21 protein-coding genes and 1 pseudogene are annotated in these 25,836 nt (G+C 66.5%); 15 read left to right on the top strand and 7 right to left on the bottom strand.

All coding sequences use genetic code 11. The annotated features are described in order from the left end of the window. Positions 1-32: 32 nt before the first annotated feature. The 6 genes from AC1Z3W_RS13285 (at position 33) to AC1Z3W_RS13260 (ending at position 7,583) form a co-directional block, all read left to right on the top strand. A complete protein-coding gene (locus AC1Z3W_RS13285) occupies positions 33-1,166 on the top strand; it encodes an acyl-CoA dehydrogenase family protein (protein ID WP_057927617.1) in 1,134 nt (377 codons plus the stop codon). A 190-nt stretch (positions 1,167-1,356) separates the two neighbouring features. Continuing rightward, the gene (locus AC1Z3W_RS13280) at positions 1,357-3,063 is read left to right on the top strand and encodes an AMP-binding protein (protein ID WP_483507733.1); all 1,707 of its coding nucleotides are present in this window, start codon (positions 1,357-1,359) and stop codon (positions 3,061-3,063) included. A gap of 99 nt (positions 3,064-3,162) precedes the next feature. Further along, positions 3,163-4,692 carry a CoA-acylating methylmalonate-semialdehyde dehydrogenase gene (locus tag AC1Z3W_RS13275; RefSeq protein WP_483507732.1) on the top strand — a complete coding sequence of 510 codons (1,530 nt, stop codon included), beginning with the start codon at positions 3,163-3,165 and terminating at the stop codon, positions 4,690-4,692. Positions 4,693-4,756: 64 nt separating this feature from the next. Then, positions 4,757-5,659 carry a 3-hydroxyisobutyrate dehydrogenase gene (gene mmsB / locus AC1Z3W_RS13270; RefSeq protein WP_057927448.1) on the top strand — a complete coding sequence of 301 codons (903 nt, stop codon included), beginning with the start codon at positions 4,757-4,759 and terminating at the stop codon, positions 5,657-5,659. Beyond that, positions 5,656-6,447: an enoyl-CoA hydratase gene (locus AC1Z3W_RS13265; protein ID WP_057927447.1), complete on the top strand. Its 792-nt coding sequence runs from the start codon at positions 5,656-5,658 to the stop codon at positions 6,445-6,447. The genes mmsB and AC1Z3W_RS13265 overlap by 4 nt, the downstream gene beginning before the upstream one ends. After that, complete coding sequence (locus AC1Z3W_RS13260) at positions 6,444-7,583, top strand: enoyl-CoA hydratase/isomerase family protein (RefSeq protein WP_483507731.1); 1,140 nt, start codon at positions 6,444-6,446, stop codon at positions 7,581-7,583. Before AC1Z3W_RS13265 ends, AC1Z3W_RS13260 begins: the two co-directional genes overlap by 4 nt. Before the next feature lie 42 nt (positions 7,584-7,625). Here AC1Z3W_RS13260 and AC1Z3W_RS13255 read toward each other — a convergent pair whose 3' ends face one another. Further along, entirely contained in the window at positions 7,626-8,561 is a 936-nt protein-coding gene (locus AC1Z3W_RS13255) for a LysR family transcriptional regulator (protein WP_057927445.1), read from the bottom strand. 177 nt (positions 8,562-8,738) lie between these two features. On the opposite strand from AC1Z3W_RS13255, the gene AC1Z3W_RS13250 reads away from it, so the two are divergent. After that, on the top strand, positions 8,739-10,277 hold the full coding sequence (locus AC1Z3W_RS13250; RefSeq protein ID WP_483507730.1) for an MFS transporter: 1,539 nt from the start codon (positions 8,739-8,741) through the stop codon (positions 10,275-10,277). A gap of 169 nt (positions 10,278-10,446) precedes the next feature. On the opposite strand, the gene AC1Z3W_RS13245 is transcribed toward AC1Z3W_RS13250, so the two are convergent. Beyond that, positions 10,447-11,028 carry an HD domain-containing protein gene (locus AC1Z3W_RS13245; protein WP_175825732.1) on the bottom strand — a complete coding sequence of 194 codons (582 nt, stop codon included), beginning with the start codon at positions 11,026-11,028 and terminating at the stop codon, positions 10,447-10,449. A 109-nt stretch (positions 11,029-11,137) separates the two neighbouring features. Beyond that, entirely contained in the window at positions 11,138-11,695 is a 558-nt protein-coding gene (locus tag AC1Z3W_RS13240) for a helix-turn-helix domain-containing protein (protein ID WP_483507729.1), read from the bottom strand. A gap of 540 nt (positions 11,696-12,235) precedes the next feature. Here AC1Z3W_RS13240 and AC1Z3W_RS13235 point away from each other — a divergent pair. Then, on the top strand, positions 12,236-13,639 hold the full coding sequence (locus AC1Z3W_RS13235; RefSeq protein WP_483507728.1) for an HdeD family acid-resistance protein: 1,404 nt from the start codon (positions 12,236-12,238) through the stop codon (positions 13,637-13,639). A gap of 172 nt (positions 13,640-13,811) precedes the next feature. Further along, positions 13,812-14,543 carry a ribonuclease T2 gene (locus tag AC1Z3W_RS13230; RefSeq protein WP_483507727.1) on the top strand — a complete coding sequence of 244 codons (732 nt, stop codon included), beginning with the start codon at positions 13,812-13,814 and terminating at the stop codon, positions 14,541-14,543. Positions 14,544-14,646: 103 nt separating this feature from the next. On the opposite strand, the gene AC1Z3W_RS13225 is transcribed toward AC1Z3W_RS13230, so the two are convergent. Further along, positions 14,647-15,282: a cysteine hydrolase family protein gene (locus tag AC1Z3W_RS13225; RefSeq protein ID WP_124834700.1), complete on the bottom strand. Its 636-nt coding sequence runs from the start codon at positions 15,280-15,282 to the stop codon at positions 14,647-14,649. A gap of 293 nt (positions 15,283-15,575) precedes the next feature. Continuing rightward, positions 15,576-16,283: a succinate dehydrogenase iron-sulfur subunit gene (locus tag AC1Z3W_RS13220; protein WP_057929540.1), complete on the bottom strand. Its 708-nt coding sequence runs from the start codon at positions 16,281-16,283 to the stop codon at positions 15,576-15,578. Positions 16,284-16,787: 504 nt separating this feature from the next. On the opposite strand from AC1Z3W_RS13220, the gene AC1Z3W_RS13215 reads away from it, so the two are divergent. Then, the gene (locus tag AC1Z3W_RS13215; protein ID WP_124834699.1) at positions 16,788-17,873 is read left to right on the top strand and encodes an NAD(P)/FAD-dependent oxidoreductase; all 1,086 of its coding nucleotides are present in this window, start codon (positions 16,788-16,790) and stop codon (positions 17,871-17,873) included. Positions 17,874-18,442: 569 nt separating this feature from the next. Then, positions 18,443-18,826 (top strand): hypothetical protein, encoded by a 384-nt coding sequence (locus AC1Z3W_RS13210; protein ID WP_057929454.1) that lies wholly within the window; start codon positions 18,443-18,445, stop codon positions 18,824-18,826. A gap of 265 nt (positions 18,827-19,091) precedes the next feature. On the opposite strand, the gene AC1Z3W_RS13205 is transcribed toward AC1Z3W_RS13210, so the two are convergent. Beyond that, the gene (locus tag AC1Z3W_RS13205) at positions 19,092-20,006 is read right to left on the bottom strand and encodes a glutaminase (RefSeq protein ID WP_057929453.1); all 915 of its coding nucleotides are present in this window, start codon (positions 20,004-20,006) and stop codon (positions 19,092-19,094) included. 225 nt (positions 20,007-20,231) lie between these two features. Between AC1Z3W_RS13205 and AC1Z3W_RS13200 the strand changes: the two genes are divergently transcribed. Continuing rightward, positions 20,232-20,942: a response regulator gene (locus tag AC1Z3W_RS13200; RefSeq protein ID WP_057929452.1), complete on the top strand. Its 711-nt coding sequence runs from the start codon at positions 20,232-20,234 to the stop codon at positions 20,940-20,942. Positions 20,943-21,006: 64 nt separating this feature from the next. Further along, positions 21,007-22,137 (top strand): ATP-binding protein, encoded by a 1,131-nt coding sequence (locus AC1Z3W_RS13195; RefSeq protein WP_483507726.1) that lies wholly within the window; start codon positions 21,007-21,009, stop codon positions 22,135-22,137. 63 nt (positions 22,138-22,200) lie between these two features. Here the strand turns inward: AC1Z3W_RS13195 and AC1Z3W_RS13190 are convergent, their stop codons facing one another. Further along, the gene (locus tag AC1Z3W_RS13190) at positions 22,201-24,621 is read right to left on the bottom strand and encodes a patatin-like phospholipase family protein (protein ID WP_483507725.1); all 2,421 of its coding nucleotides are present in this window, start codon (positions 24,619-24,621) and stop codon (positions 22,201-22,203) included. A 352-nt stretch (positions 24,622-24,973) separates the two neighbouring features. Between AC1Z3W_RS13190 and AC1Z3W_RS13185 the strand changes: the two are divergent. After that, a pseudogene (locus tag AC1Z3W_RS13185) lies at positions 24,974-25,141 on the top strand (rod shape-determining protein); the annotation flags it as partial. Between the two features lie 103 nt (positions 25,142-25,244). Next, positions 25,245-25,790 (top strand): hypothetical protein, encoded by a 546-nt coding sequence (locus AC1Z3W_RS13180; protein ID WP_124834698.1) that lies wholly within the window; start codon positions 25,245-25,247, stop codon positions 25,788-25,790. Positions 25,791-25,836 lie beyond the last annotated feature (46 nt).

The following is a 25,836-nucleotide window of genomic DNA, read 5'->3' as shown; positions in this document are numbered from 1 at the left end:
CGCGGCACGCGGCCGCGGGAGACAGCAGCGCCATGGACGAGCTTTACACCGAAGACCAGCGGATGATCCGCGACGCCGCGCGCGCTTTTGCCACCGAAGTGCTGGCACCGAACGCCGCGCAGTGGGACCACGACGCGCACCTGCCCGACGCCGTCGTCGCGCAGCTCGGCGAACTCGGCCTGCTCGGGATGATCGTGCCGCAGGAGCTGGGCGGCGCGTATACGGATTACGTCGCCTATGCGCTGGCGATGGAGGAGATCGCCGCCGGCGACGCCGCGTGCGCGACGATGATGAGCGTGCACAACTCCGTCGGCTGCGGGCCGATCCTCGGTTTCGGCACGCCCGCGCAGAAGGATCGCTGGCTGGCCGAGATGGCGGCGGGCCGCATCATCGGCGCGTTCTGCCTGACCGAGCCGCAGGCGGGCTCCGAGGCGAACAACCTGCGCACGCGGGCGGAACTGCGCGACGGCAAGTGGGTGCTGAACGGCGCGAAGCAGTTCGTGACCAACGGCCAGCGTGCCGGGGTCGCGATCGTTTTTGCCATGACCGACCCGGAAGCCGGCAAGCGCGGCATTTCCGCGTTCCTGGTGCCGACCGATACGCCGGGCTTCATCGTCGGCAAGCCCGAGAAGAAGATGGGCATCCGCGCATCCGACACGTGCGCGATCACGTTCGAGAACTGCGCGATTCCGGAAGAGAACCTGCTCGGCAATCGCGGCGAAGGGCTGAAGATCGCGTTGTCGAACCTCGAAGGCGGGCGCATCGGCATCGCCGCGCAGGCGCTCGGCATCGCGCGCGCCGCATTCGACAAGGCGCGCCGCTACGCGAGCGAGCGCGTGCAGTTCGGCAAGCCGATCGCCGAGCATCAGGCGATCCAGCAAAAGCTCGCCGACATGGCCACGCAGATCAACGCGGCGCGCCTGCTCGTGCATCACGCGGCGAAGCTGCGCACGGCCGGGCTGCCGTGCCTGTCGGAGGCGTCGCAGGCGAAGCTGTTCGCGTCCGAGATGGCCGAGCGCGTGTGTTCGGACGCGATCCAGATTCATGGCGGCTACGGCTACCTCGCCGATTACGAAGTCGAGCGTCATTATCGCGACGCGCGCATCACGCAGATCTACGAGGGCACCAGCGAAGTGCAGCGAATGGTGATCGCGCGGCAGCTTTGAGTCGTCGCGCTCGCTCCATCGGAAATCACGCAAACAGACCAGCAGGTAAGCAAGCATGGCACGAGGGCAGCGCGGCGAACGCGGCACGCAACGACGTGACCGTGCGCCGTGCAACAGGGAACCGGGCATGCGCTGCAGCACATGCGCCGGTCGACCGCAGGGCATGGAGACTGGAGACGGAGACGACACGATGACGGTACAGGCATTCCTGGACGCACGCGACTTCCTGCTGCGCCATCGCACCGACTACGAAACCGCTTACCGCGATTTCGAATGGCCGGTGCTCGATGCGTTCAACTGGGCGCTCGACTACTTCGACCCGATGGCGCGCGGCAACGACAAGCCCGCGCTGTGGATCGTCGACGCGGCAACCGGTACGGGCGACCCGTATTCGTTCGCGCAGATGTCCGAGCGCTCGTCGCGGATCGCGAACTGGCTGCGCGGCATCGGCGTCGTGCGCGGCGACCGGATCCTGCTGATGCTGCCGAACCGTGTCGAGCTGTGGGACGCGATGCTCGCCGCGATGAAACTCGGCGCGATCGTGCTGCCCGCGACCACGCAGCTATCGGCCGACGACGTGCGCGATCGCGTGCAGATCGGCGGCGCGAAATATGCGATCGTCGATGAGAACGAAACCGCGAAGTTCGAACAGGCCGATCTCGGTCTCAAGCAGAAAATCGTCGCCGGCGCATCGCGCGAAGGCTGGCTCGCGATGAACGACGGCTACGCCGCGAGCGCCGCGTTCGAGCCGGACGCCGTCACGCACGCGAGCGATCCGATGCTGCTGTACTTCACGTCGGGCACGACGTCGAAGCCGAAGCTCGTCGAGCATACGCACCGCACCTATCCGGTCGGGCACCTGTCGACGATGTACTGGGTCGGCCTGCAGCCGGGCGATATCCACTGGAACATCAGCTCGCCGGGCTGGGCGAAGCATGCGTGGAGCTGCTTCTTCGCGCCATGGAATGCGCAGGCGTGCGTGTTCGTATTCAACTACGCGCGCTTCGAGCCGAAGGCGGTGCTCGACGCGCTCGTCAAATACCAGGTGACCACGCTGTGCGCGCCGCCGACCGTGTGGCGCATGCTCGTGCAGCAGCCGCTCGCGTCGTTCGACGTGAAGCTGCGCGAGATCGTCGGCGCGGGCGAGCCGCTGAATCCCGAGATCATCGAGCGCGTGAAGAAGGCGTGGGGCATCACGATTCGTGACGGCTACGGCCAGACCGAGACGACCTGCCTGATCGGCAACACGCCGGGCCAGCCGGTCGTCGCGGGCTCGATGGGGTGGCCGTTGCCCGGCTACCGGATCGCGCTGCTCGACCCGGACGGCATGCCCGTCGGCGAAGGCGAAGTCGCGCTGCCGATCGGCGCCGACGTGACGCGCCCTGTCGGGCTGATGACCGGCTATGCGAACAATCCCGACGCGACGGCCCACGCGATGCGCGACGGCCATTACCGCACGTCGGACATCGCGATGCGCGGCGACGATGGCTACTACGTGTACATCGGCCGCGCGGACGACGTGTTCAAGTCGTCCGACTACCGGCTGAGCCCGTTCGAACTGGAAAGCGTGCTGATCGAGCATCCGGCGATCGCGGAAGCGGCCGTCGTGCCGAGCCCGGACCCGGTGCGCCTGTCGGTGCCGAAGACCTTCATCACGCTGCGCCAGGGCTACGAGGAAAGCCCCGCGCTCGCGCTGGAGATCTTCCGCTTCTCGCGCGAGAGGCTCGCGCCGTACAAGCGCATCCGCCGCCTGCAGTTCGCGGAGCTGCCGAAGACCATCTCGGGGAAGATTCGCCGCGTCGAGCTGCGGCGCCGCGAGATCGAGCGCGGCGACGATGCGACGACGCGGATGCCCGGCGAATACTGGGAAGAAGATTTCGCCGCCGAACTGAAATGACCTGCCGCGCGCCGCATGCCGCGGCCGTTGTCCGCAACTGAACTGAACCGGCCGCGCGTCGCATGACGCTACACGGCCCACTGCAAGGAGAGAGCATCGATGAACGCGAATCCGACGCCCCGCACGGGGCAAGACGTGCCGACGGTCAAGCTGCTGATCGACGGCGCCTTCGTCGAGTCCACCACGAGCGAGTGGCGCGACATCGTCAACCCGGCGACGCAGCAGGTCCTCGCGCGCGTGCCGTTCGCAACCGTCGCCGAAGTCGACGCGGCCGTGCAGGCCGCGCACGCCGCGTATGCGACGTGGAAGAACACGCCGATCGCCGCGCGCATGCGCATCATGCTGAAGTTCCAGGATCTCGTGCGCGCGAACCAGCAGCGCATCGCGAAGACGCTGACGGCCGAGCAGGGCAAGACGCTGCCCGACGCCGAAGGCGACATCTTCCGCGGCCTCGAAGTGGTCGAGCACGCGTGCTCGATCGGTTCGCTGCAGCTCGGCGAGTTCGCGGAGAACGTCGCGGGCGGCGTCGACACCTACACGCTGCGCCAGCCGCTCGGCGTGTGCGCGGGCATCACGCCGTTCAACTTCCCCGCGATGATCCCGCTGTGGATGTTCCCGATGGCGATCGTGTGCGGCAATACGTTCGTGCTGAAGCCGTCCGAGCAGGACCCGATGTCGACGATGGAACTCGTCGAGCTCGCGATCGAGGCCGGCGTGCCGAAGGGCGTGCTGAACGTCGTGCACGGCGGCAAGGAAGTCGTCGACGCGATCTGCACGCATCCGCTCGTGAAGGCGATCTCGTTCGTCGGCTCGACGGCCGTCGGCACGCACGTGTACAACCTCGGCAGCCAGCACGGCAAGCGCGTGCAGGCGATGATGGGCGCGAAGAACCACGCGCTTCTGCTGCCCGACGCGAACCGCGAGCAGGCGATCAACGCACTCGTCGGCGCGGGCTTCGGCGCGGCCGGCCAGCGCTGCATGGCGACCTCGGTCGCGGTGCTGGTCGGCCGCGCACGCGACTGGCTGCCGGACATCGTCGCGAAGGCGAAGACGCTGAAGGTCAACGCGGGCTCCGAAGCCGGCACCGACGTCGGGCCGGTCGTGTCGCGCGGCGCGAAGGCGCGCATCCTGTCGCTGATCGACGCGGGCATCAAGGAAGGCGCGAAGCTCGAACTCGACGGGCGCGACGTGAAGGTCGCCGGCTTCGAGCAGGGCAACTTCATCGGCCCGACGATCTTCTCGGGCGTGACGCCCGACATGACGGTCTACACACATGAAATCTTCGGGCCGGTGCTGGTCGTGATGGAAGTCGACACGCTCGACGAGGCAATCGCGCTCGTCAACGCGAACCCGATGGGCAACGGCGTGGGCATCTTCACGCAGAGCGGTGCGGCCGCGCGCAAGTTCCAGAGCGAGATCGACGTCGGCCAGGTCGGCATCAACATCCCGATTCCGGTGCCGGTGCCGTTCTTCAGCTTCACGGGCTCGCGCGGCTCGAAGCTTGGCGATCTCGGCCCGTACGGCAAGCAGGTCGTGCAGTTCTACACGCAGACGAAGACGGTCACCGCGCGCTGGTTCGACGACGACACGACGGCCGGCCCGGTGAACACGACGATCCGGCTGCATTGACGACGACACATGCGATCGGCGCGGCGTGCCGATCGTGAGCGAAGCATGAGATGGGAGACACGCAATGAAGATCGGTTTTATCGGACTCGGCCACATGGGTGCGCCGATGGCGCTGAACCTCTTGAAGGCCGGCCATGAAGTGCATGCGTTCGACCTGAGCGCCGATGCATTGCGCGCGCTGCAGGACGCCGGCGCGCAGGCGGCCGGCTCGCCGCGCGACGCGGCGTCGGGCGCGACGTTCGTGATCACGATGCTGCCGGCCGCGCCGCACGTGCGCTCGGTGCTCGCCGGCGAGAACGGCGTGCTGGCCGGCCTCGGCGCCGGCGCGACCGTGATCGATTCGAGCACGATCGATCCGGCGAGCGCGCAGGCGTTCGGCGCGCTCGTGCGCGAGCACGGCGGCGCGTTCGTCGATGCGCCCGTGTCGGGCGGCACCGGCGGCGCGGCAGCCGGCACGCTGACCTTCATGGTCGGCGGCAGCGATGCCGATTTCGAGCGCGTGAAGCCCGTGCTCGCCGGCATGGGCAAGAACATCGTCCACTGCGGCGCGACGGGGATGGGCCAGGTCGCGAAGGTGTGCAACAACCTCGTGCTCGGCATCTCGATGGCGGCGGTGTCGGAGGCGATGTCGCTCGGCGTCGCGCTCGGCATCGACCCGAAGGTGCTGGCCGGCATCGTCAACACGTCGACGGGCCGCTGCTGGAGTTCGGACACCTACAACCCGTATCCGGGCGTGATCGACACCGCGCCGTCGTCGCGCGGCTACAGCGGCGGCTTCGGCACCGACCTGATGCTGAAGGATCTCGGCCTCGCGAACGACGCCGCGAAGCAGGCGCGCCAGCCCGTCTATCTCGGCGCGCTCGCGCAGCAGCTGTACCAGACGATGAGCAGCCGCGGCGACGGGCAACTCGATTTCTCGGCGGTGATCCGCCTGTACCAACCGGCCACGAAGAAGGACGCCTCATGATCGAACTGGACTACGTCGACGATGGCGCGATCGCGTGCGCGACGCTCAAGCGTCCGCCCGCGAACGCCTTTACCGCCGACGGGCTGCAGCAGCTGCAGGAAACCGTCGCCGCCTTGAATGCGAACCCGCGCGTGCGCGCGCTCGTGATCACCGGCGACGGCCCGAAGTTCTTCAGCGCGGGCGCCGACCTGAACACGTTCGCCGACGGCGACCGCGCGGTTGCGCGTGCGATGGCCGCGCGTTTCGGCGCGGCGTTCGAGGCGCTGCACGACGCGCGCGTCGTGACGATCGCGGCGATCAACGGCTACGCGATGGGCGGCGGCCTCGAATGCGCGCTCGCATGTGACCTGCGGATCGCCGAGACGCACGCGCAGATGGCGCTGCCCGAACCGTCGGTCGGGCTGCTGCCGTGCGGGCTCGGCACGCAGACGCTGCCCTGGCTCGTTGGCGAAGGCTGGGCGAAGAAGATCATCCTGGCCGGCACGCGCGTCGACGCGGCGACGGCGCTCAGGATCGGCCTTGTCGAGGACGTGGTCGAACGCGGCGCGGCGCGCGATGCGGCGCTGGCGCTCGCGCGCAACGTCGCGCGGCAGAGCCCGCATGCGGTGGCATACAGCAAGGAGCTGATCGGCCTCGCGCGCCGCGGCGTGCCGCGCAGCGCGGCGCTCGCGGTCGAGCGCGAGCGCTTCGTCGACCTGTTCGACACGAACGATCCGCGCGAAGGCGTGGCCGCGTTTCTCGGCAAGCGTGCGCCGCAATGGCACACCGATGGGGAGCCGCAACGATGAGCACGCCGGTGACGACTCATGACAGCTTCACGCAACCCGCGCCGGAGGTGCTGTTCCGCGTGGTGAACCGCGTGGCGCTCATTACGCTGAATCGGCCGGCAGCGCTCAATGCGTTGTCCTATTCGATGATCGGCGGGCTGGCCACGCTCCTCGAGCGTTGCCGCACCGACGACCAGATCGTCGCGGTCGTGCTGCGCGGCGCGGGCGAGAAGGGTTTCTGCGCGGGCGGCGACGTGCGCGCGCTGCACCGGATGGTCGCGCAGCGCGAGACCTGGCTGCCGTTCTTCGTCGACGAATACCGGCTCGACTACGCGATCCATACGTTCCCGAAGCCGGTGGTCGCGCTGATGGACGGCGTGACGATGGGCGGCGGGATGGGGCTCGCGCAAGGCGCGGCGCTGCGCGTCGCGACCGAGCGCAGCAAGATCGCGATGCCCGAGACGCGCATCGGCCTCGTGCCCGACGTCGGCGCGACGCATTTCCTGTCGTGCATGCCGGTCGAGCTCGAGCTGTACGTGGGGCTGACGGGCGCGATGCTGTCGGGCGCCGATGCGCTGAGCGCGAAGCTCGCGGACCTGTGCGTGCCGTCGTCGTGGCTCGATACGTTCGAGACGCGCATCGAGAGCGCCAAGTGGGACGGCGACGTGCTGCCGACGCTGCGCAAGGTGTTCGAGCCGCCGTGCAACGTCGTGCCGCATGCGGCGCTCGATACGCAGATGGCGTGGATCGTCCGTCACTTCGACAGGCGCTCGACCGTCGAGCGGATCGTCGCGACGCTCAAGCAGGATCTCGCGCGCGACGAGCTCGCGCGCGAACATCGTCAATGGCTGCAGGCGACGCTCGATGCGCTCGGCGGCCATTCGCCGACGATGCTGTGCGTGACGCGCGAAGCGCTGCTGCGCGGCCGGCAGATGACGCTGGCCGAGTCGTTCCGGATGGAACTCGGCATCGTGGCGCGCGCGATCGAGGAGGGCGACTTCCGCGAAGGCGTGCGCGCGCATCTCGTCGACAAGGATCGCAAGCCGCGCTGGGCACCGGCGTCGCTCGTCGAGCTGCGTGCCGAGCGCGTGCGGCATTTCCTCACGTCGCCGTGGAAGCTGTTCGCGCATCCGCTTGTGGATCTCGGCACGGCGTGATCGCGTCGTGACGACCCGACGCGCCCGTGCGGCGCGTCGGTTTCAACCCACCTTCTTTATGCTCGGGTGCTCTTGGCGGTCGATCATCGGCGGCACCGCCTGCACGAGCGCGTCGATCACGCAGCGCGTCTTGCGCGGCAGGTAGCGCGTTTTCGGCCAGATCGCGTGGATGTCGCCTTCGCAGACGAAGCAGCGATCGAGCACGACGACCATCTCGCCGCGCTTCACGTAATGATCGAGCAGCCAGCTCGGCAGCCACGCGATCCCGAACCCCGATGCGCCGGCCGCCGCGATGGCCTGCACGTCGTCGAAGCTGAGCTGGTGCTGCATGTCGACGCGCACCGTCGAGCCGTCCGGCGCGCGCAGGTCCCAGGGCTGCGCGACGCCCGAGCGCGAATACGCGATCGTCCGGTGGTTCCTCAGGTCGTCGAGCGATTGCGGCATCCCGTAGCGCGCGAGATACGACGGCGCCGCGCCGAGGCTCCCGTATTGCGTGCCGAGCCGCCGCACCGCGAGGCTCGTGCTGTCCGCGAGCGGGCCGATCCGCACCGCGAGATCGATCCCTTCCTCGACCAGGTCGACGAATCGGTCGGTGATCGACACGTCGATCCGCAGATGCGGATAGTTGCGCGCGAGATCGAGCACGATCGGCGTCACGCAGTGGTGTCCGAACGCGAGCGGCACGCTCAGCCGCAGCTTGCCGCGCGCTTCGTTGCGGCCGCAATCGAGATCGGCTTCCGCCGCTTCGAGTTCCGACAGCGCGCGCACGCAGCGATCGTAGTACGCCTGGCCGTCGTCGGTCAGGCTCTGGCTGCGGGTCGTGCGCTGCAGCAGCCGCGCACCGAGCCGCTTCTCGAGCCGCGCGATCGCCTTGCCGACCGCCGAGCGCGTCATGTCGAGCCGTTCCGCGGCGAGCGCGAAGCTGCCGGATTCCACTACCTGCACGAAGGTCGTCACGCCGTCGAGTCTGTCGGTCATAGCGGGTTGCGCCGATTGCGTCCTGTGATTCCCCAGTTCGGAGAAATGGATGCGTCAATGGGGAGAGGGATTCTCACTATAGTACCGACTCCCGCCCAGCGTGCGTCGCCGGCCGCACGCGGCGAATCCTTCTCACCTGGAGGCGCGCGGCCCGATGCGGCCCGTCGCGCAATACGCATGACGCTATCCGACCCCCGCAGGAATGCGGTCGCGCTCGCGGCCGTCTGTCTCACATCGCTGATGTTCGGCCTCGAGATCTCGAGCGTGCCGGTGATCCTGCCGACGCTCGAACACGTGCTGCACGGCGACTTCAACGGCATGCAGTGGATCATGAACGCGTACACGATCGCATGCACGACCGTACTGATGGCGGCCGGCACGCTCGCCGACCGGTTCGGCCGCAAGCGCGTGTACGTGATCGGCACCGTGCTGTTCGGCGCGACGTCGCTGCTGTGCGGGCTCGCGCCGAACGTGCCGGTGCTGGTCGCGGGCCGGCTGCTGCAGGGGGCGAGCGGTGGCGCGATGCTGATCTGCCAGATCGCGGTGCTGTCGCACCAGTTCCGCGAAGGGCGCGAGCGCGGTCGCGCGTTCGGGATCTGGGGGATCGTGTTCGGGATCGGTCTCGGCTTCGGGCCGATCGTCGGCGGCGCGATCGTCGCGTTGGCGAGCTGGCCGTGGGTGTTCCTCGTCCACGCGCCGCTCGCGGCCGTCGCGCTCGTGCTGATCGGCGGCGCGGTGCAGGAGTCGCGCGATCCGCATGCGGGCACGCTCGACGTCGCGGGCATCGTCACGCTGTCGCTCGCCGTACTCGGGCTCGCGTTCTACATCACGCAAAGCGCGGAGTTGGGGCTCGCGAGCACGGCCGGCCTTGGCGTGCTCGGCGCGACCGTGCTCGCGGCGGCCGGCTTTGTCGTCGCGGAGCGCGTGAGCGCGCGGCCGATGTTCGACTTCTCCGTGTTCCGGATTCGCGCGTTCACCGGTGCGATCTTCGGCTCGATGGGGATGAACTTCAGCTTCTGGCCGTTCATGATCTATCTGCCGATCTGGTTCCAGGTCGCGCTTGGTTACGACAGCGTGACGGCCGGCCTCGCACTGCTCGCGTACACCCTGCCGACGCTCGTCGCGCCGCCGTTCGGCGAACGGCTCGCGCTGCGCTACGGGCCGGGCGTCGTGATTCCGGGCGGGCTGTTCACGATCGCGGCCGGTTTTGCGCTGATGCGGATCGGCAGTGGCCTCGACGACGCGAGCTGGCTCACGATGCTGCCCGGCTGCGTGATCGCCGGCATCGGGCTCGGGCTCACCAACACGCCGGTCACGAACACGACGACGGGCGCGGTGCCGAACTCGCGGGCCGGGATGGCGTCGGGCATCGACATGAGCGCGCGAATGATCTCGCTCGCGCTGAACATCGCGACGATGGGCTTCGTGCTCGTTGCGGGGATCGTCGCGAGTCTGAAGGCCGGGGTCGCGGGGGCGATTGATGCGGAGGCGCTGCGCATGCTGGCGCAGGAGATCGCATCCGGCCGCACCGACGCTCCGCAGGCGATCGCACCGGGGCTCGCCAAGGCAGACCCGAGCGGTACGGCGCTGCACGCGGCGCTGGTGCACGGGTTTGGTTGGGTGATGGTGTATGGCGCGGTTGGTGTGGCCGTGCTCGCGACCGCGAGCGCGGTGGCGTTCGCGCCGGCGCGGCGCAGGGCGACGGTGTGTGAATGATGCGTGCGCCGTGCGATGCGTCGTTGCCGCTGCGCGGCAACGATCGCCATCATCGACCGGTTGCGTTCCTCGTCGAGTGCGGGCATCGCGTCGATCCCGATTTGTTCATGGGTGTGAGCGTGTCCTGTGCGATCGGCGCGCGCGGTGCCGCGCGGTCGGTTTCGCGAGCTTACGCGCCGTCGCCGCGCGCATCGATTCTGCGTTGCGTGTCCGCGTCGACGATCGCGCGGATCGCGCCGAACAGCGGCGCCGAGTCCGTGTAGCGCCGGCCGTAGCCGAGATTGAACGCGTAGTCGAAGTCGGGCGGATTGCTGCCCTGGTTGTGCTGCAGGATCGTCTCGAGCTTGTCGAGCGCCTTCGCGGCGCGTGCTTCCGGCGATGCCGCCGCTTCGTATTCGTCCCACAGTGCAACGATCTCGTCGCGCAGCGCGCGATCGAGCCCGGCCGTCAGCGTCAGCAGGTCGTCGCGTTCGTGCGTGCTCTTGTCCGGATGCGCGGCCTGCTCGATCGCGGGGATATCGCCGTGCAGCGCTTCGCCGAGATCGTGGACGACGCACAGTTTCAGCAGCTTCGTCGTGTCGACGCCGGGCAGCGCATCGGCGAACACGAGCGCCATCAGGCACAGCCGCCAGCTGTGTTCGGCCGTGCTTTCGGCGCGGCCCGTCGACGTGTGGCCGCTGCGCAGCACGTCTTTCAGGCGTTCGGCTTCGCGCAGGAAATCGAGCCTTGCGTGAATCGTGTCGAGGTTCATGGTCAACGGGATTGCTTGAATCGAGCCGTCAAGCGTACGCCGTGCGCACGCGCTGCGTCCACGCATGAAATATGCGTGCCGCGTCCGGGCCCGGCGACGGTCGCGCGTGCTACAGCGTTTCGACGAGCCGCGCGGCGGAGCCGTCCGACAGCGTCATCCGCGTCCACCGGCAAGTGCTGCCGCGGATCGGCACGACGCGCGACGCATTGGCGCCAGTCGCGAATTCGACGCTCGGCGGGCCGGCGCGATCGTGCCAGCCGAGCGGGTCGAGCGCGGCTTCCATGCGGACGATCTCCGGCGACGCATAGCGCCACAGCGACGTGCCGAGCAACGCCGGCAGCGGTCGCGAGAACTCGGCCGCGCGCGACGGCGAGCACGCGAGCAGGCGATGCGTGAGGTCGCACACGAGATGCATGCGCGCCGTGCTGCTCGCGATCAGCCGCGCGAGCGCATGGTCGCCGGCCGAATCGAGGCGCGCGGCAAGCAGCCGTTCGGCGGTCGTGCGCTCGTCGGGCGACATCTGCTGGATGCCGGTTTCCCAGCGCGAGATCGTCGATTGCGCGACGCCGAACAGTTCGGCCGCATGGCTCTGCTTCACGCGATGCAACGTGCGCCAGCGCTTCAGCTGCGGGCCGAGCGGCGAGGTGTGAAGCGGCGAGGGCGTCATGTCGATGCTCCGGTTTGCGTTCGTGATGCGAATGCGGGCATGGCGGGCGACCGTCACCGTCGGCAGCGGCCGTTACATGATCCGCAGGCCGCCGTTCGCCTTGATCCCGGCACCGCGATCGGCACGAGCACGATGCCGCCCAGCACGAGCACGCCGTCGGCGGCGACCGTGACCGGCGTCGCGAGGAGCCGCAAGCCCATGCCGACCGTGGACGGCGATTCTCGCGTATCCGGCACGCGTTGTCGAACGGGAAATCTGCCGCGGCAGTGGCGTGCTTGCGTACCGGATCCGGTGGCAGGCCCGGGCGCCGGCGGCCGTCGGCGCCGTGCGCGAGTGGTTTTCGCGAGGCTTTCAACTGGCTTCGTCATATCTTATTATTCGGCCAGAGCGGCGCGCGCCGGCTGCCATCGGTCATGTCGACGCATGACGCGCCGGTCAGCATTACCGCCTTCCGACTGCCGCATCGCACGATGTGCGGTCGGCACGATATAAGGAGACGCGTGACTCGCGCGTATCCCGAAAAAACGATGCGAGGGCGCAATGGTACGACTGGTCTTGCTGCTGCTGGGTATCGAATATCTGCGAACGCGCTGGCGCGGGCTGACCGTGCTGGGCTGGCTATGGGTCGCCGCGGGCGTCGGCATCTTCATCGATGCGCTCGACGGCGCGCTGCATTTTCCGATCGAAGTATTCGCGTGGCTGTTCCTGGTCGAGGGGCTCGCGACGCTCGCGGTGGCCGGCAGCGGCGTCGGCGGTCAGCGTATCCTGCGCTACGTGAAGGGCATCGCGGTCGTGGTGGCCGCCGGGCTCGTGTTCGCAGGCCATCATCACGGCCACTTCCTGCTGTCGATGATCTTCGGCACGCTGTTCCTCGTCGACGGGCTGCTGCAGTGCACGTCCGCATGGATGGTGCGTTACCGGCGCTGGAACGTCGCGTTCGCGTGGGGCATCGTCGAGATCCTGCTCGCGGTCTTCTTCTATCAGCCGTACCCGACCCACTATGCGGGCACCGTGCCGTACTGCCTCGGCCTGCTGCTGATGTTCGGCGGGATGCACATGCTGAGCCTCGCCGCGCGTGTGCGGCGGTTGACGCGCAACCCCGCATTCGTCACGTCGCCGGCGCCGGCGATCGTGCCCGACGTCGACGCGGCGCCCGACATCCCACGCTTCACGCAATCCGAATGGGACGGCCCGCCAGCCGACCACGAGCATGCGCTCACCGTGCACGTGTGGACGCCGACCGGCACGTCGAAGGCCGAAGCGCAGCGCTATCCGGTGATCGACCGCTACATCGCCGCGGTGGACGTCAACGGTGTGATCTCGACCGGCCATGCGGCGCTGGAGTCGCCCGAGGGTATCTATATCAGCCTGTATCCGGCCGTCGAGATCGATCGTTCTCCGGACGAATTCACGCGGATCCTGCGTGCGACGCGCGAGAACGACGTGCCGGGCCTGTTCCAGCCCGACTATGCGACCGAGTCGAAAGCGTGGTGTCCGTCGACCGTGCGCGTGCGGATCCGCAACTACGATCCGGCGAAGCTGGAGGCATTCTGGTCGTCGTATCGGCAGACGGTCACGTACAACCTCACGCACCGCAACTGCTCGAGCACCGTGTCGAACGCCCTCGAAGCGACACTCGACGGCGCGGTGTGGCGGCTCAAGGGCACGCGGGCCGGGTGGGGCGCATTCGTCCGGCTGTTGCTCACGCCCGAGCTGTGGGTGGCCGCGCAGATTCGCAAGCGCGCGGTGACGATGGCGTGGACGCCCGGGCTCACGCTCGACTATGCACGCGCGCTCAGCATGCTCGCCGATCCACGGCCGTTCGCGTGGTGGAAGGTCGCGCGCTCGGCCGTGAGGGCGATCATGGCGTCGCGGCGGGCGTGGCGCGAGCAGGACAGCGCGGCGCTGTCGCCGGGGGGATCGGAAGCCGCATCGGTGAAATAGTCGCGTGGCGCCTGACGCCGTGTCGGCGTTCCGCAACGACGGGCTGCGGAACGACGGTTATATTTCGTTAGCCTTCATAGTTATGCCACGTTGCGCCGGCAACAATCGCGGGCAGACATTCGACAATCTTGCGGCGCGCCCCGCGACCGCAAGCCTTTTCCGAGGAAACGCCATGCTCAAGACGCTCGCTCGCGCCGCGGCCGCACTCGCCGTCGCATCCGCCTCGCTGCACGCCGTCGCACAGACCAGCTACGACTACCTGTTGCTCGCGGCTTCGTGGGAGCCCGGCTTCTGCGCGTCGCACGACACGCCGGAGTGCACGAACCTCGCCGGCACGTATGCGGCGACGAGCCTGTCGCTGCACGGCCTGTGGCCGAACCGGTACGACGGCAACCAGCCGTTCTACTGCGGCGTGCCGCAGAGCGACGTCGATCTCGACAACGCGCACCAGTGGTGCAGCATGGATGCGTATCCGGTCAGCACCGCGACCCGCAATACGCTGTCGACGTACATGCCGGGCGTGGCGTCGTGCCTCGACAAGCACGAATGGTTCAAGCACGGCACCTGCTCGAATTCGGCATCGCCCGACACGTACTGGAACCAGGCGACCGGCATGATCAACCGCCTCGGCAATACGTCGTTCAACGCATTCCTGCAGGCGAACGCGGGCAAGACGGTGACGCGCAACCAGCTGCTGTCCGCGTTCGAAGGCGCGTTCGGCAGCAATACGCGCAGCGCGGTGTCGCTGAAGTGCACGAAGACCAACGGCGTCAGCTATTTCACGGAAGCGTGGATCGCGGTGAAGACGAATGCGACGTCGCAGTTTCCGAGTGCGGCGTCGCTCGTGACGGACGGCAATACGCAGGGGACGTGCCCGACGTCGGGCGTGTATATCGCGAAGTAACGCGCGAAGTCGTGCAGGAGATCGCGCAGGAGATCGCGCAGGAGATCGCGCAGGATGCGCGGGCCGGGAGTGTTCCGGCTCGCGCGGCGTGCACGTTGCGCGTCTATGCGAGCAAGTGCAGCGCGTCCGCGAGCGACAGCACCGTCGTGCGTGTCTCGAACGCCGTCGCGAACAGATGCTCGTGCACGACCTGATCCGGGTCGTAGCAGCAGTCCTTCACCGTATACAGCCGGAAATCCGCGTCGCTGGCGTGCGCAACCGATGACAGCACGACGCCAGTTGAGGCAATTCCGACCAGGATCAACGTATCGATACCCTGCGCGACGAGCCGCGCCTCCAGGCCGGTGCCGAAGAACACGCTCGCGCGATGCGCGGCGATCAGCGATTCGGTGTCCAGCCGCCCGAGCTCGGGGCACGGGCCGTCGTCGACGAACAGGCCAAGCTGCTTGATCCCTTGTCCGTTCTTGTTGCGCGGACTGACTTCCGGATAGCCGGGGCTGAAATGGAGATTGGCGAAGCAGACGTGAATGCCGCCGGCACGCGCCGCGTCGCACAGCCTGCGCGTGTTGGCGAGCAGGGCGGGGGCGACCGACGGAAAGAGCCCGAGGATGTCGGTCTGATAGTGCATCACGACCAGCGCGGTTTGCGCCGGCACGATTGGTGGAATCGGCGCGTGCGGGCGGGTGTCCGCGCCTGTGTGGTGAGTCGTTGCGAGATTTGAAGCGTGTTCCGGTTGCATGACTGATGCGCTCCCATGAGTCACTTCGGCGTGTTCAGAAAATCGACCGCTCCGTATACGTCGCCAACCACTCGAATGCCAACGTGCTGGTACTCCGTCAATATAAACTGACATGTAATCCCTCCGGCACTGACCGCGCGGGAAAGTGCCACGCCGCCTTCGGCGGCTGGGTTCGGCTGCGGATTCAACCGGTTAACGCAACAGCGTGATGGAATGCGGTCGAACGTCGATCAATTCCCCCGGTGTCGCCCGTGGCATTGCCATAACCGTATCCCAGTGTCAGGTTGCGTCACTCAGATCGTCCGGCGCGCGAGCATGGTACGAATCTCCCCGATTGCCTTGGCCGGATTCAGGCCTTTGGGGCAGACGTCCGTGCAGTTCAGTATCGTCCGACACCGGAAGAGGCGATACGGATCGTCAAGATTGTCCAGCCGCTCACCCGTACCCTCGTCGCGGGAATCGACCAGAAAGCGATAGGCCTGCAGGAGCCCGGCAGGACCGACATATTTATCGGGATTCCACCAGTACGAGGGACATGCGCTGGAACAGCACGCGCACAAGATGCACTCGTACAGACCGTCCAGCTGATCGCGTTCCTCGGGCGTCTGGCGCCTTTCCCGCTCAGGCGGGGGCGTGTCGTTGATCAGGTAGGGCTTGATCGAGTGGTATTGCTTGAAGAACGCGGTCATGTCCACGATCAGGTCGCGAACGACCGGCAACCCGGGCAGCGGACGCAGGACCGTGTGGCGGGGAAGGTCGTTGAGGTTGGCGATGCAGGCGAGCCCGTTCTTGCGGTTAATGTTCATTGCATCCGAGCCGCACACGCCTTCACGGCACGAACGCCGAAAGCTGAGCGTCTCGTCCCGTGCCTTGAGCCGGACAAGGACATCCAGCAACATCCTGTCAGTAGAGGGCACCTCGATCTCGTACGTTTGCATGTACGGCTTGGGATCCCGGTCTGGATCGTAGCGGAATATTTCAAACGTCCTTGTTTCACTCACGATGTTCCTCCTTTGTGGAACGGATCGCGTATCAGGCGCGCGCTCGCCATCTCCCCGTCACTTCGTTCCTGTCGATTGAAGACCGACGGCATTCCAGACGGAGCATCCGGTCACCCGCGCGCCCCATTCATTGTTCGTCTTGGTCGGGCGCCCCCAACACTAGCAACCATGGCCGTTCTGCGAAAAATTGGGCGCAATGTGGAAAACGGGGCGGATCTATTTCGCCGGAGGTGCCGCGGCAGTCACATCGCGTCATAGATCACTCGCTCTCGCTGTATCGAGAGGAAATCGGAGGGATTTGCTACACGTCGACATACTCATATATATCACGTCATGATATAAATAGATACTTGCGATGATGGCTTGGAGCCCGCTGGGCCGTGCTCCTTGAATCTTTGAGTAGTCGACGGGTGCGGTAATGGCGTCGTTGCGAGTTTGTACCGGCTCGATACGGAAAAAGCAGGCGTAATGGTGCGCCCCGCATGACATTCACGAGGAGGACACGTGACATCACCGGAAAATTCCTCGCTTGCGAGTCCTTTAAGAACCGACGTGCTGATTGTCGGTGCAGGTCCCGTGGGCCTTTTCGCCGCGTTCGAGGCAGGCGTGATCGGCCTCTCGTGCCGGATCGTTGACGGGATCGAGCACCCCGGTGGCCAGTGCATCGCACTATATCCGGACAAGCCGATCTACGATATCCCCGGCATACCATCGTGCACTGCACGCGATCTTGTCGATCGCCTCGTCGAGCAATGCCGGCCCTTCGATCCTCCGATGCATCTCGGTCAGCGTATTGAGACGCTGGATCCGCTCGAGGGCGGTCGATGGCTTGCTCGCACCGACAAAGGGTATGCGTTTGACACCGCGGCGATCTTGATTGCTGCAGGCAACGGAGCGTTTGTGCCGCAACGGTTGGCACTCGATGAGGCGGCATTCCTTGAAGGCCGGTACATCCATTACAGCGTTTCCGACGTGAACGGCTTTGCCGGAAAAACCGTCGTGGTCGCGGGCGGTGGCGACTCGGCGCTCGACTGGGCGCTGGCGCTGCGCTCGGTCGCGCGGCGCGTCACGCTCGTTCATCGACGGAACGGCTTCAGCGCGACGGACTCGAGCATCGCCCGGTTACAGCAGGCGGTCGCGGCGGGCGAGATGGATTTCGTGGTTGGCACGATTACTGGGCTGAATGCGCCCGGGGGGACACTCGAATCGATCGAGGTTCGCAAGATTGGTGGCTCGGTGTGCCTCGACGCAGATCAATTGCTCGTGCTCTACGGACTTGTCGCGGATCTCGGTCCGATCGCCAACTGGGGGATCGCCGTACAGGCCGGACGGATCGTCGTTGATACGTCGTACTACGAAAGCTCACGGCCAGGCATCTTCGCGGCAGGCGACATCGCCAGCTACCCGAACAAGCAGAAGTTGATCCTGTCCGGGTTTCATGAGGCATCGCTCGCGCTGCGCAAAGCATACGTCTATGCGTTTCCCGACAAGAAGCGTGTGCATGTGCACTCGAGCTACGATGCCAAGCTCGCCGAGCGTGTGGCCGCCGTTTATCCCTCGCGGGGCGCCCGGGATTTCACCGCGCTTTAGAGACATGGATCGACCTGGGCGCGACGGGGAAGGCGACGAATCAAGCATCGTGTCGGCGGTGTTAAACGCGTCGTCACTCGTCCAATGCAGGACGCAATAGGCCTCGAGTGACAACAACGGTGCGAAGCCGCCGCGGCTGTTTTGCTTGATTGCGCGAGAGGCCGGAGTACCTTGGAAGCTGCCGTTGAGGTTTCGCCGGGTCGAGGGGCTGAAATGGGTCGTTGTGAGCCGGTAACGGACCATTCAGCCCTTATGAGCAATTCACCACCAGCGCCCACATTGGCGCTTAAGTGCCGGCGTGACGCTCGCGTCGATACGCTCGAAACTTATTCTGCGATCTGCCGCGCCCGGTTGTTTCCATCGCTGTACTTGCAGTGCAGCAAAATGAGTGTCCTGTCGCCCGAGCGGCCCCGATGAGCGGCGCACTCGAACGCGTGAACCTCACAATCACGATGCCTTTGCACGGGCCAAACGTCGGCGCCAGGCGCCGTGCTGCACCGTCCGAATTCGCGGCACCTGCCCGGGCGCGGCCCATGCGATGATGTGCCATGACCAACATGAGAAATGGAATGACGACTACATTCGACGAGGCGACAACGGCGGCGATCGCCGCGTTTGCCCAATTGGATTTCTACACGGCTGTGCAAGCGATGCGCGCCGAGGCCGATTACGACCGCGAACGAGATCAGTGGATCTCGCGCTATATCGACGAGCACGGCGGCGACGCGGACGATGCAGCATACGACGCCTTGCACGCGCAGGCCGAGGCAACCCCGGAATACGCGCAGTTCGTCGATGCGGTTCGCCGGGAAATCCTGGAATACTTCGGCGTGACCGACAATCAACTGGACTGGATGGTCCTGCTGCGCGATGACGACAGCGATGAGCTTTGGGCGGAGGTCAACCGGCAGCGGAGCGCGCTGGGAACCGGTGAAGTGCGCGGAGATCTCTGACCATTGCTTGCCATTGGGGTCTCAAGTCGTGCTGGGTGCGGGGCTAGAGTCAGGTCAGTCGCGTGGTGCGCCGGGCGCTCAGTTGCTGAAACGCTGAAACCGATCCGCTAAGGGAGGACAAGCTTTCGGATCTTCGAAACGAGTGACCGTTGTGCTCTGCGGATTCAACCCGTCGATTGCAGCCGAATGACGAATTCTCCATCGAGCGTGCCGATATTCCCCCGCCGCCGTTGCGCCAGATCGAGGCACGCTTGACTTCGCCGCTTCAAAAGATCGACCGCTCCGAATAAGTCGTCAACCATTCGAGCGCCAACGTCCCCGCCAGCGAGTTCCCGTTCGCGTCGAGCCCCGGCGCCCACACGCATACGGCCATCTCCCCCGGCAGCACCGCGACGATCCCGCCGCCGACGCCGCTTTTCGCGGGCAGGCCGACGCGATAGACGAAATCGCCTGCCGCGTCATAGGTGCCGCAGGTCAGCATCAGCGCCGACAGCCGCTTGGCTGAACTCGCGTCGACGATCCGCTCGCCGGTGACGGGCGCGACGCCGCCGTTCGCAAGAAACAGCGCGGCCTGCGCCAGTTCGACGCAGTTCATCTCGATCGCGCACTGGCGGCAGTACGCGTCGACCACGGTGTCGGGCGGCATCTGCATGTTGCCGAAGCTCGCCATGAAATGCGCCATCGCGCGGTTGCGTTCCGCGTGCTGGAGCTCCGACAGCGCGACGCGCGAATCGTAGTCGACGTCGATCGCGCCGATCAGCCGCCGCACGAATTCGACGAGCGCGGTCTCGGCTCTCACGAAACGGCGGCACAGCACGTCGGTGACGACCAGCGCGCCGGCGTTGATGAACGGATTGCGCGGCTTGCCGCGCTCGCTTTCGAGCTGAACCAGCGAGTTGAACGCGTTGCCGGACGGTTCGCGGCCGACGCGATCCCACAGCGCGTCGCCGAGCAACTGGAACGCGAGCGTGCACGCGAACAGCTTCGAGATGCTCTGGATCGAGAAGCGCTCATGCGCGTCGCCGACCGTGTAAACGTTTCCATCAAGCGTCACGACGGCCATCCCGAACTTGTCGGCGGGCACCTTCGCGAGCTCGGGAATGTAGTCGGCGACGCGTCCCTGGCCGATCCAGGGGGCGAGTTCGGTGTGGATTCGTTCGAGGATCGGCTGGTAGTTCATCACGTGTGGCAGGGCGGGCGCGCGGCCCGGATTCCGGGGAGCCCGTATGGAACCGTTTTGGCGCCGGTTCGTCAAGCACGGCGGCCATCGCACCCTTATTTTCTAGATCGGCAAACAGGCAATCGGCGGGCGCAGTATCATGCGGTACGTTTCGGCCGATGGCCGGCAGCCGGCGCAAGCCTGCCGCCGCCGCGGCGGCCTCCCCGTATGATCCGACCGTTGCCCATGTCTTTTCGCATCCTGCTCGTCGAAGACGATACCCGCCTGTCCACGCTGATCGCCGGCTACCTGCGCAAGAACGACTATGAAGTCGACACTGTGCTGCATGGTGACGCCGCCGTGCCGGCGATCCTGTCCATGCGCCCGGATCTCGTCATTCTCGACGTGAACCTGCCGGGCAAGGACGGCTTCGAGATCTGCCGCGAGGCACGCAAGGCGTACGACGGCGTGATCATCATGGTGACGGCGCGCGACGAGCCGTTCGACGAGCTGCTCGGCCTCGAATTCGGCGCCGACGACTACGTGCACAAGCCGGTCGAGCCGCGCATCCTGCTCGCGCGGATCAAGGCGCAGTTGCGGCGCGCGCCCGCGCGCGCGGCCGAAGGCGCCGCGTCGCAGCCGGAGCGCTACACGTTCGGCCAGTTCTCGATCGACCGCACCGACCGCTCGGTCGTACTGCCCGGCGGCGGCTCGCCCGATCTCACGTCGGCGGAGTTCGACCTGCTGTGGGTGCTGGTGTGCCATGCAGGGGAGGTGGTCAGCCGCGACGACCTGATGCTGCAACTGCGCGGCGTCGAATTCGACGGCCTCGACCGCACGATCGACGGGCGCATCTCGAAGCTGCGCCGCAAGCTGCACGACGATGCGGGCAACCCGCAGCGGATCAAGACGATCCGCAGCAAGGGTTACCAGTTCAGCAAGCATGCGTGGGAATGACGCCGCCTCGGCGCGACGCCGTCGGCCGCTGGATCCCCGCATCGAACGATAGCCGGAAGCCGCGATGATCCGACGTACCCCTTCGCACCCCGATGCACCGCCGCTCTCGCCGCCGCGCTACGTCAAATGGCGCTGGCTGCATTTCCGCCGCGCGTGGACCGACACGCGCGCCGACCGCATTCCGAGCTGGTCGCGCCTGTACGTGCGTACCTACCTGCACCTGCTCGGCCTCGTACTGTTGACCGCGCTCGTGCCGGCGCTCGCGCTGTGCGTCGTGTTGTCGCCGGAAGTCGTGTGGCACGCGTTCGACGCGCTGCCGGGCGATATCTGGATCGTGCTCGCGTTCGTGTTCACCGCGCCCGCGCTCGCTGCATATCGATGGATGCGGCCGGTCTGGTCCGATCTCGTGATGGTGCGCGAGCGCGCGATCGACTTCACCGGCGGGCGCTTCAACACGCGTGCGCGGGAGTCGCACAGCGTGATCATCGGCCCGCTCGCGCGCACGCTGAATGCGCTCGCGATGCGCATGGAGCGGCTGATCGCCGCGCAGCGCGACCTGACGAACGGGATCTCGCACGAGCTGCGCACGCCGCTTGCGCGCGTGCGCTTCGCGCTCGAGATGCTGCGTGAACCGGGCTCGGCCGCCGAATATCACGGTGCGCTGGAGAGCATCGCGCAGGACGTGACCGAGCTCGAGGAGCTGATCGACATGAGCCTCACGTATGCGCGGCTCGAATACAGTTCACTGCAGTCGAGCCTCGAGCCGACCGCGCCCGTCGCATGGTTCGAGCATCAGGTCAGCGATGCGCAGCTGCTGTATCCGGAGCGCGCGATCGCGTCGCGCATCGCGATCGCGTCGGACCTGCGCGTGAAGATGGACCGGCGGCTGATGTCGTACGCGATGCGCAACCTGCTGCGCAATGCGAGCAAGTATGCGAAGTCGCAGATCGTCGTCGGGATCGCGATCGAGCACGGCAACATCGCGATCTTCGTCGAGGACGATGGCCCGGGCGTACCGGAAGACGAACGCGAGCGGATCTTCGACGCGTTCGTGCGCCTCGACCGCCGCACCGGCGGCTACGGGCTCGGCCTCGCGATCACGCGGCAGGTGCTCCACGCGCACAACGGCCGGATCGCGGTCGTCGATCCGGTCGAGCTCGGCGGCGCGCGATTCGAGATCAGCTGGCCGATCTGAGCGCCTGTCCGGCGCAACCGGGCAGCGCGGTCGCCGCGCCGCGGCGACCGCCGCACGCCGAGGTCAATACGTGCGGCCGAGCTGCAGGTAGATGTTGCGCCGCCCGCCCGGCGCGAGCGCGACGCCCATGTACAACGGACCGAACGCGGTCGTCAGGCTCGTGAAGAACGTATAGCTCTGCTTGAGCGTGCCGCCGCCGACCTTCACGCCGCTCGTCCATACGTTGCCGACTTCCGCGCTGGCACCGACCGACAGCGCCTTGATCGGGGACGCGTTGAACGTCATCAGCTGGTTCATGTAGGTCACGTTGCCGTACGCGAGTTCGTTGCCGGTCAGCTGGTCGGCCGCATACGCGGCCAGATGCTGGAACCCGCCGAGCGTGAAGTTGAACGCGTTGATCAGGTTGGTGCCGCCGATGCTCTTGCCGCCCTCGATCGTTGCACTGACGCTGTGCCGGCCGAACTGCTGCGCGATCATCGCCTTGCCGTAGAGCTCGGTGTAAGGCGAGTTGGACGTATCGGCGAGGTCCTCCGCGGACTGGCTGTTGTGCGACCACAGCGAGCGTTCGACACGGAATTCACCGTAGTAGCCGCGGCGCGGGAACATCGGATCGTCGAGCTGATCGATGACGAGCCGCGCACGCGCGGTCAGCGCCTGCGACGTGAAGCTCGGCCAGATCAGCGTCGAGCTGCCGTCGTCGAACGGGAACGGCAGGTTGTAGTTCGGCGAGCCGTGCCCGGTCGCGTAGCCGATACCCATCCGGAAGTCGCCGAGTCGCGAGATCGGCAGGCCGAAGTCGAGCCCGGTGCGCGCCGTCTGCATCAAGTACTGGTTCAGCTTCACCTCGCCGCTGTTGTCGTACAGGTTCACGTAGCGGCGCTGATATTCCGCATAGGGCGAAATGTACAAACCGTATGCGGCCGGCAACGGCTGGCGCAATTCGACGCGCGCCGACTGCAGGTCGCTGCCGATCGTCGTATCCGCGCGGAATTCGAGGCCCGATTCGGTGAGCCACGGCCGCCGGTAGCCGACGTGCAGGCGGAAGCCGCCCTCGTCGGTCGAACTGCTCGACATGCCGACGCCGAACAGCAGGAAATTCGGCCCCCAGTATTTCTCGCGCGCATCGATCTCGAGCACGTTCTCGTCGCCGTGGCTCACGATCTGCTGCGTCACGCTCTCGAAGTTGCCGCCGGTCGTCAGCCCGAGCAGGTCCTGGCTGACGGTCGCCGGATCGTAGGTGTCGCCCGGCCTTACGTGCAGCGCGTCGCGGACGACACGCTTGGGCACGCCGCCGGTCGTCTTGATCTCGATCCGCGTGATGCGGATCGGCGGCGGCAGCGGCTGCGCATGCGCGGACCGGTAGGCCGCGTACTGTTCCGGCGTGAGCGCGAAGCGCTTGAGCCGCGGCAGCGCCGCGGTCGCGGCGGCCGCGCCGGCGGCGATCGCCTGCTTCGCATTCTGGAAATCGGTGAACGCGAGCGCGCCGAGGTCGGGCGTGAGCAGTACGTCCTTCGCGGCGAGTTGCTTGCGCTGGGACGTCACGTTCTGGCGGATCAGGATGCCGACCATCTGCTGCATCACGTCGGCCGGCGACGCGAGCGCGTCGAGCGGACGCAGCGGCGAGCCGATGTCGACAGCGATCACGACCTTCGCGCCCATCTGCCGCGCGGTATCGACCGGCAGGTTGCTGACGAGCCCGCCGTCGACGAGCGCGCGGCCGTTGATCTCGGCCGGCGCGAACAGGCCGGGCATCGCCATGCTCGCGCGGATCGCGAGCGGCAGCGAGCCGTGGTCCAGCACGACCATCTGGCCCGTCTGCAGGTCGGTCGCGACCGCGCGATACGGGATCGGCAGTTGGTCGAACGGCTGGTTGGTCGGCACGGCGGCCGTCCAGTTCGCGAGCAGCGCCTGCAGCCGGTTGCCCTGTACGAGGCCGACCGGCGCCTTCACGCCCTTCTTGCCGAAGCCGAGCGTCAGGCTGTTGATGTACAGGCGCTCGTCCTCGCGGCTGCTTTGCGGCAGGTCCGCGCGATCCGTCACGTCGAACGCGATGTCGGCCAGGTTCACCTCCGACAGCCGCTTTTGCATCTCGTCGGCGGCCATCCCGCTCGCATACAGGCCACCGACCACCGCGCCCATGCTGGTGCTGGCGATGCAGTCGATCGGGATGCGGTTCTCCTCGAGCACTTTCAGCACACCCAGGTGCGCGTACCCGCGGGCGCCGCCGCCGGACAGCACGAGGCCGATCGACGGCCGGCCGGCCGGACCGCCGTCGGCGTTGCAGGTCGGCACGGGCGTGGCGGCGGGGGCGGCAGCCGTCGTGGCGGGTGCCGCCGGTGCGGCGGCAGCGGACGTCGTTGCGGTGCGGGTAACGGTGTCGGCGGCCGGCAAGGGCTGCGCGGCAACGGCGCAGCACCAGAGCGCAACGAGCGTTGTGCCGAGCTGGCGCACCCCTGGCCAGCGGAGAGAAGCGGTCGCTGTCATGGTGGAATACCTGGCGTGATCGGGCGTCGAACGCCTGCCGGGAGCAGGCAAGACCGAGAGATTACCGTGTTTTACAAGCGCAACGCGAGAGGGCGATGCGTAGCCGCCCGCGTGCCGGAACGCGTTTTCGGAAATTTCTTCGCAAAAAATCATCGGGATTACCTAAAGCATCGGAACGATTTGCCGCCAAGTCCGTGATCGGGCGGCAAAGGCGCGCCGCGGGGTTGCGGCCTGGCCGCTCCGGCCGGTTTGTTCAAAAAAGCTAACTATGTCGACACCGCTGTTCGGAAAGTTGTTTGCGCAACCCGTTGCGATCGACCCTGGAACAGCGAGTACGCGGATTTATACGCACGAGCGCGGCGTGGTGCTGACGGGCGGCGGCGCATTGCTCGCAGATCTCGGACGCCTGCTGCGCGACGAGACCGGGCTGAGCGCGTGGATTGCCGACGAGCCTGCCACCTGCGCGGTGCGCGGCGCCGGGGAGGCGATGGGGCGGCTTTCGATGTGTCCGGTGGATTGACGCCGGCCGCGCCGGCCCGTTGACGTTCCTTGAAAGTCTTTCGAACCCCGACCCTCCAGCATGCCGAACGTCGTCCGATGTCTCCGGATACGCTTGGCACGTCATGTCGATCTCGATCTCGAGATCTGGACATGCAAGTGCGCGCGAACATCCGCTGCCTATCCGATTTCTGCCGCACGCGGGCCGGGTTTCGATTATCTATGCCGCATCCTTTCCCGCTTCGGATTTTCTCGCCGTTTCAGGCTGCATCAAGTGCGCCACTCCGTTGATGGGATCGGTACCGTCGTCGCCAAATAAATGGCGACGATCGGGATTGCAGGTTTCAGGCGCAGCCGGATTTGAAAGTGATCTGCAGGATCTTGAAAATGCTCCGCTCCTGAGCGGCGCATCAAAACGTTCTGCGATTATCTGCGCCAGCGGCGTGATCCTGCACATATCGCGCAACGCAAATCTTGCTGTCGACCCCGTGGAAGTATCGGTGTTTTCACTGATCGCAAGTCTCGGATACCTTTTCCGGAAATCGCGCGAAATTACCGGAATATCCCGGGATTCGATTGTGGGTGCACAAAATCAAGTAAAAAATACGCACCACACAGGCGTGGCTCCAATCGCTGAATATCGACTGGAAAACCATCTTCTTTTGAACTAGCCTTGTCTGACAAAAGGCGGGCGGTAATCAAATCAACCAGAAAATC

It is taken from the genome of Burkholderia sp. 10_S31, from assembly GCF_056930375.1.
The sequence above is the reverse complement of the archived record's forward strand: the minus strand, read 5'-3'. Positions and strand labels throughout refer to the sequence as shown.